Source organism: Spirosoma pulveris (genome assembly GCF_054781875.1).
Genome location: NZ_BAAGTO010000037.1, coordinates 1 through 5,582, shown reverse-complemented (window position 1 = coordinate 5,582; position 5,582 = coordinate 1). Strand labels below are relative to the sequence as shown.

The 5,582-nt window shown below is 46.0% G+C and carries 8 protein-coding genes; 1 reads left to right on the top strand and 7 read right to left on the bottom strand.

The genetic code is table 11. From position 1 onward, the window contains the following. Positions 1–246 precede the first annotated feature (246 nt). Positions 247–1,257, top strand: coding sequence for a prolipoprotein diacylglyceryl transferase (lgt, locus tag ACYVJM_RS31785; protein ID WP_461152152.1), 1,011 nt, complete (start codon positions 247–249; stop codon positions 1,255–1,257). A gap of 168 nt (positions 1,258–1,425) precedes the next feature. Here the strand turns inward: lgt and ACYVJM_RS31780 are convergent, their stop codons facing one another. From ACYVJM_RS31780 to ACYVJM_RS31750, 7 genes are all read right to left on the bottom strand, one after another. Next, the gene (locus ACYVJM_RS31780; protein WP_461152151.1) at positions 1,426–1,791 is read right to left on the bottom strand and encodes a hypothetical protein; all 366 of its coding nucleotides are present in this window, start codon (positions 1,789–1,791) and stop codon (positions 1,426–1,428) included. Positions 1,792–2,253: 462 nt separating this feature from the next. Continuing rightward, a complete protein-coding gene (locus tag ACYVJM_RS31775; RefSeq protein WP_461152150.1) occupies positions 2,254–2,535 on the bottom strand; it encodes a hypothetical protein in 282 nt (93 codons plus the stop codon). Then, the gene (locus tag ACYVJM_RS31770; protein WP_461152149.1) at positions 2,532–3,014 is read right to left on the bottom strand and encodes a replication/maintenance protein RepL; all 483 of its coding nucleotides are present in this window, start codon (positions 3,012–3,014) and stop codon (positions 2,532–2,534) included. Before ACYVJM_RS31770 ends, ACYVJM_RS31775 begins: the two co-directional genes overlap by 4 nt. 258 nt (positions 3,015–3,272) lie before the next feature. Next, positions 3,273–3,878 carry a hypothetical protein gene (locus ACYVJM_RS31765; protein WP_461152148.1) on the bottom strand — a complete coding sequence of 202 codons (606 nt, stop codon included), beginning with the start codon at positions 3,876–3,878 and terminating at the stop codon, positions 3,273–3,275. A gap of 1 nt (position 3,879) precedes the next feature. Then, positions 3,880–4,773 (bottom strand): relaxase/mobilization nuclease domain-containing protein, encoded by an 894-nt coding sequence (locus ACYVJM_RS31760; protein WP_461152147.1) that lies wholly within the window; start codon positions 4,771–4,773, stop codon positions 3,880–3,882. After that, a complete protein-coding gene (locus ACYVJM_RS31755) occupies positions 4,770–5,126 on the bottom strand; it encodes a plasmid mobilization protein (protein WP_461152146.1) in 357 nt (118 codons plus the stop codon). Before ACYVJM_RS31755 ends, ACYVJM_RS31760 begins: the two co-directional genes overlap by 4 nt. 196 nt (positions 5,127–5,322) lie before the next feature. Next, the coding region (locus tag ACYVJM_RS31750; protein WP_461152145.1) for a hypothetical protein at positions 5,323–5,582 on the bottom strand (260 nt) is incomplete at its 5' end.

The following is a 5,582-nucleotide window of genomic DNA, read 5'->3' as shown; positions in this document are numbered from 1 at the left end:
ATAGACCAGGTAACGGGGTTGCTCCCTTTCGTGGATTCGGTGTTCTCGTTGGTTGAGTCAGGAGTGGTAGTAAGGTCTTCCATAGCTGTGTCTTACACGTGTAAGACACATAATTAGGCAAAATTTACGTGTGTAAGACAAAAACCGAAAATTGTAAGACACGTAATAAGGGCTGTAAGACAAATCAGTGAAATTGTCTTACAGACCATTTAGACTAACATAATTGCACTTATACAACAGGAAAATATGCTTCGATACATCATATGGAATGTTGATCCTGAAATCGTTCGCATTGGCTCTTTGCCCGTGAGATGGTACGGTTTACTGTTCGCTACTGGATTCCTAATTGGCGTTCAGATTATGAGCCACATTTTTAGAACTGAGAAGAAGCCCCTTGCTGATACGGATTCGTTACTAATAACAATGGTGATTTCAACGATTCTAGGAGCAAGACTAGGGCACTTTCTGTTTTATGAACCATACATGTTCATTCAAGATCCATTATACATAATAACACCCCCTTTTGGAGGATTGGCTAGCCATGGGGGCGTACTAGGTATTCTTATTGGCCTTTGGCTTTATTCTCGTCGTCAGTCAAGTCAAATCAGCGGGCAAACCTTTTTATGGGTTAGTGATCGAATTTGTATTGTAGGAGCTTTAGGAGGAGCCTTTATTCGATTCGGTAATCTAATGAACTCCGAAATTTTTGGTAAACCGACCGATGTGCCTTGGGCTTTCGTCTTCTTGAGAGATCATGAGTTTAGCCAAGTACCTCGCCATCCTACCCAACTCTATGAATCGTTATCTTACCTAATTTTATTCATAGGGCTGTTCTGGTATTGGAAAAACGACCGTAACCAAGCTGCATCTGGGACCATGTTAGGCATCTCTTTGATTTGGATATTTGGTCTCCGCTTTGTCTGGGAATTCTTCAAAGAAAACCAAGTTACTTTTGAAGATAATATGAGCCTTAACATGGGTCAACTCTTGAGCGTACCCGCCATTTTGCTGGGGTTGATTCTACTTCTAAGAAATTTTATCAGACCGACTTCCTTAATTCCAATTGCCTTGGTGATTCAGTCGTCGAGCCTTTGTTATCAATGCGATTACCAGTCAGCCTTACCAGACTCTAGAAAGGCCAACACGAATAAATGTGAAGTTTTAATTTCGGATAAGCATTCTCTCGAAATAAGACGTTTTCAAAATCATGTAGTGAAAACAAAAAAGCTGCTTTCTAAAGTAAGTTCATTAACATAATTCTAGTTATGCAACAGGTCTAGGTAAAATACAACTTATTGCCCCACAGTGAGTTAGTACTATTCCTAGACCTGTTGCATAACTAAGAATTATGTAAAGGGACATATCTTAGAAGAAAAGCGATTAGGGTAGCTTTCTTATATGAGATATGTCCCTTTATGAAAGTTTTTACTTCTCTGATGACAGCTCACCGATACCAAATGGAGATTCAGCCTTCTCATCATAAATTCGGTAGAAGTTCATTTTTGAGTTGTTGTCTTTAAATACCATTTGAGCAGTGCCTTTAAAGCCGTCATTACAATCAACACTGATCTTTATTCGGCTTATACGTTTATCTGCAGTGAAGTCAAGTCGCTCAACATCAAAACGGATGTTCTTCTTCTCCCAGAGTTCAGTTTTGAACTCTTGTAACTGGCTTTCAGTCGTGTTCTGGCTAATGACACATTTCACTTCTTGATCTGATATTGAAAGACCATCTCCTTCTACAAACCAGCCAAGGAAAGAGGTAACTACGAATAAGAGTACTGTTTTCATCTGCTTTTGAGTTTGGTGAATCTATCCGTTGAAAGTTGTATAAGTGCCATTATGTAAAGTAAAGCCTCCTGAAAGCCTACCGCAAAAACATGGAAAGCCTGCCGGAAGCCTCCAATAAGCCACCCGAAAGCCTATAGTACCATAGTGTAAGCGGTGTCTGCGACGCCTAGATAGTAATAGGTTTTCTTAGGCATAGAGCACCCCTAACTGTACTCATTTTATTCCCTTTTCAACTCCTTTGGCGTCAGCAACCGTACAGTTAGGGGTGCTCTATGCCTAAAAAAACCTATCACTTTAACACCCCGCGTAGCGGGTCCGCTTTCTTCTTTGTAAGCTTACAAAAAAGCCCCGATCTGGCTTTTAGCTATCAAGATCGGGGCGCATGTACGGTTAGTACGTGCATCAGTCTATCCCTGGCCGGTTGCTCCTCAGCAGAGCCGGTTTCCGTTTCGACTAATATCGCTAGGGGAGTTTCTCCCGTAAATACTGCATGATGGCTTCTTGTCCCGTTTTCAAATCGGAAATATCCTGTTTCATATCAGCAAATCCTTTTTGGACGTAAGTCGTCAGATTAGCTAATCCATTGGCGGTGATCTCTCCAGTTGCTTTAACTTGTTCTAGTTCGGCTTTTGTCGTAGTGGCCAATTCAACGAGTTGACCCTGCCCTTCAATCAAGCGGTCAATCTTCTGAAGTGAATCAGCCATCAAGGGTTCTAACTGGTCAAGTCTGCGGTCGGGTGTCATTCTGCTTTGAGTTTATTGCTCTTTTTAAGTGTCTTAGCTTTAGCGTGGCCAATCAGCTGTGTATCAAATAGGGGCTTGTCTTGTTCCGAATCAGCAATATATACGGCAGCGTCGAATAAGGCGTATCTTTTACCACTAGCGTCTGATTTCCAAGCTATTTGCGCATTTACAGCGTAAATGTTTGTACTACCAGACTTTACAATATCTACTGCTTTTTTCTCTTTGAGGTAGTTTGTGCAACGGAATATCGTTGTTCTGTGAAGTCCCATAGCTTCTGCAAGTGCTTCTTGGCTAACAACCAAAGCATTACGCTTATCCATATGCTGAAGTAACCAAACGAAAACCTTAACAGCCGTTGGATTTTCACCTGTCATTTCAATGATTAGGTCGAGTTTGTCAACGTATAATTGGACAAACTTATCATTGACTAAGTCTACTTCCCCTGTATGGTAGTTAACTACCTCTTTTTCATGTGCCATAATCTATGTTGCATACTGTGAAACAACCTTGCATCATTCTGGCACAATAATAGCATTTTTACGCAACATAACGTTGCAAAAAAAAAATAATTTCTTCTTTATAAACTTCATTAAGATGAAAACATGTTGCACCAGCTATGCAACATCAATGTTGCACAGCATGCAACATGACTTCACCTTATATTGCTTATAATCAGTTAGTTAATCCTTTTTTTATTCTGTATCTCCTAATACACACTTTTACACCGTCGAAGACACCTACTTTTTTTCCCCCTTTGTCATCGGTTTACCCTCTAATTGGTTTGCCTGTTGGGTTAACGATTTGGCTTGTTCGGCAGCTTCACGGGCTAGCTCCCGCTTCTCGTCGGCGGCTTCCTGCTCAACGACCCATTGCGTTAGTCCTGGCTCTTTAAACTTGGCTTCCATGAAATTGTAGTAATCCGGATCGGCCTGCTTGGTGTAACGAACCCGCCAATTGTCGTGAGCGTAGGCTTGGGCATAGTCTTCCCGCTCGCTACGCCAACTCAGGGCAAGCCAGGTCACACCCACCAGTAGCACCACCATCAACCCGAAGGCATACGCCCCATACCGCACATATTGACTCATAGTGTACTCGGGCCGTTGGCGGATCTGCTGTTCCATCCGCTCAAGCCGACTCAATAGCGGGTTTAAATCAACGGTGGGGGCCGGGGCTTGTGTGGGTGCTTTGCTTTGCAACTCCTGCACCGATCTAGCTAACGATTGGATACTTTCCCGGTAATCAGGGGGTGTTGTCGTGGGTAACTGGCCCACTTTCGTTTGAAGCGCTTTAACATCCTTGGTCAAGCCTTCCAGTAGTTCACCTAATAATTCGCTCTGTTCCATCTCACATACCGCGGCCTAAGCCTTTTTTAGGGTGTTTTTCTTCGATTTGCGGGCCTTTCTTGAGTTTTTGCCCCTCTAGTCTGTCTTTTTCAGCAGCAGCTTCTAAAGCCTGTTTCTGACGTAAACGCGCTTGTTGCTCCAGCTGCTGTTGCAACCCGCCCAGGCTTAAGTTCTGATGCAGTTTGGAGCCTTTGAAAGCCACTCGGATTTCTTCGCCTTGTTCGGTGTGGCTAACCTGTTCAAAACTGATACCGCGCGGCTGGCCCGCCTTATCTCTATTGACGATCAGTTGAATGTTGTAGCGGGCTAAGTCCTGGCGCAGCTCCTGACTGGTCGTTGAACGGCTTATACTCTCGCGCACTTGGTCCCGCATCAGGATTCGCTCCCGGTCGCGCTCCGGTACGCGCTCCAGACTCTGGCGTTTGGCCTGTTCCAGCATCGGGGTTAAGCCGTGTGTCTGCTCGATCTGGCGCAAAAGGCTCTCTGACCGGTTGTAATTGTGGCTGTCACTGACGGTCTGACCTGTATCGGTCACGCGATTGGCCACGATATGAAAATGGGAATGCTCGGTATCCCGGTGACGAATCACCACGTACTGACTCTGATCAAGACCCATCCCTTTCAGGTAATCGCTGGCCACCGTTTTCATCAGCTCCGGCTGGGCCTGCAAACGGGCCTCGTCCTGGGGGCTGAAGCTAATGGCTGTGTGCCAGACGCTCCGGCTTAGATCGGGGTTCAAACTGGCCTGTCGCATGAAGTCGGCCACCATCGAACGGGCATCATAATCGCGCACACCCTGACTCATCAGGATTTCGCCTTTCCCCTGTTCTACCTTTTGCAGGTTGTAGCCGCAGCAGCCTTTGAAACTGCGGCCGATACTCGTTTTCGCAATCATGGTTCAAGGGGTTTATCCAGTAGTTCACTCAGCTGGCGCAACAGCCGTTGGGCTTCGATGGCAATGCTGCGGATACCGTCGGCATTGGCTTTGTGGGCGATCTGGTTCAGGTTGTTCCCTAGCTTGGCCACCTGATTAAGGGTAGTGTTCTCTTCGGGGGTTAGGCGTGCCTGGGCTTTGCCGGTGAGCACCATTTGCCGGCCATAGTCCGACAGATTCAGCCCCGCTTTGTCGGCCCGTCGTTTGAGGGCAAGCTTCTCCAACTTGGTCAGACAGACCGTAATTTGCTGGTCTCGTTTGGTATCACTGGGAGGGCGGCCACCCCGTTTTTTAACCGGTTCAGTTGGGTTCATAAGCAGGCAGAGCGAGCGGTTTTTCACCCCCGACAGTCGGAGGGGGGACAGCCGTTTCGACCCCGACAAAAACCGACTGCAAGGAAGGTTTTTTAGGGGTTAAACATGGCTGGCTACTCAATACGCGAACTTACAAAATCACCACGCACTGCGCAACAAGGCACGCTGTTTTTTTCCCTTCTAATCAGTTTCGAGTTTACCCCAGCAGACGTTGCCAAAAGCTTTTCTTACCTTGTTCAGTCATTCGGTTGGCGATCCCTTCGACCATCTTGGTTAAGTGGTCGATCTGGTTCTGAATATCAACCGGGGCGGCTGGTAATTGGGATTGAGTGAGCTGGCCTTGTACTAAGCTGCGGATATCTTCATTAACATATTGGCCGATGGTTTTACCCGCTCGTTCAGCGGCTTTCTCAATCACGGCGCGGGTGTCTCTCTCGACTCCTCGGATAGACCAGG

What these genes read in the sequence shown, in the direction of transcription:
- lgt (WP_461152152.1), top strand. Translation starts at nt 247, where the DNA reads ATGCTTCGATACATCATATGGAATGTTGATCCTGAAATCGTTCGCATT.
- ACYVJM_RS31780 (WP_461152151.1), bottom strand. Translation starts at nt 1,791, where the DNA reads ATGAAAACAGTACTCTTATTCGTAGTTACCTCTTTCCTTGGCTGGTTT.
- ACYVJM_RS31775 (WP_461152150.1), bottom strand. Translation starts at nt 2,535, where the DNA reads ATGACACCCGACCGCAGACTTGACCAGTTAGAACCCTTGATGGCTGAT.
- ACYVJM_RS31770 (WP_461152149.1), bottom strand. Translation starts at nt 3,014, where the DNA reads ATGGCACATGAAAAAGAGGTAGTTAACTACCATACAGGGGAAGTAGAC.
- ACYVJM_RS31765 (WP_461152148.1), bottom strand. Translation starts at nt 3,878, where the DNA reads ATGGAACAGAGCGAATTATTAGGTGAACTACTGGAAGGCTTGACCAAG.
- ACYVJM_RS31760 (WP_461152147.1), bottom strand. Translation starts at nt 4,773, where the DNA reads ATGATTGCGAAAACGAGTATCGGCCGCAGTTTCAAAGGCTGCTGCGGC.
- ACYVJM_RS31755 (WP_461152146.1), bottom strand. Translation starts at nt 5,126, where the DNA reads ATGAACCCAACTGAACCGGTTAAAAAACGGGGTGGCCGCCCTCCCAGT.